1 protein-coding gene is annotated in these 467 nt (G+C 35.3%); it reads left to right on the top strand.

All coding sequences use genetic code 11. The annotated features are described in order from the left end of the window. Positions 1 to 240: 240 nt before the first annotated feature. Positions 241 to 450, top strand: coding sequence for a hypothetical protein (locus AC5JMK_RS26440; RefSeq protein WP_495911341.1), 210 nt, complete (start codon positions 241 to 243; stop codon positions 448 to 450). Positions 451 to 467: the final 17 nt, after the last annotated feature.

Below are 467 nucleotides of genomic sequence, written 5' to 3'. Positions count from 1 at the left end.
GCCGCATACAAAAATCATTTCGCCGCATACAAAAATCATTTTGCCGCACGCAAAAATCATTTCGGTGAGCGCTGTTACTTATTCTTTTTATACCCAATATGATAAAATCATACAAGTAGTTAAATATAAATACTGTTGAATTCTTAATTATTGCGTTGAATCAAAAATCCACATAAATACTGATATCAGGGACAATAAGATCACATTATCTTGAAAAAGAATAATTCAAGAAATACTCCCATGTCTTTCAAAACTCGTGGTTCTGCCGCTGTTGATAAAGCCCAACGCCGTCTCGCCCTCCTGAAATCTATTAATGAACATCTGGATTTAGGAAACGGATTAACCATTGAAGCCTACAATCAACTAATTGATAACATTCGTACCAAGTTGGAAGCCCATAATATGCTGCTATTGGGACTTAAACAAAAATTAAGCCCAAATGTAGCCTAAACTAGCTTTATAAGCGG

The organism is Pelatocladus sp. (genome assembly GCF_059505505.1).
This window is presented reverse-complemented; position numbering and strand designations above follow the sequence as displayed.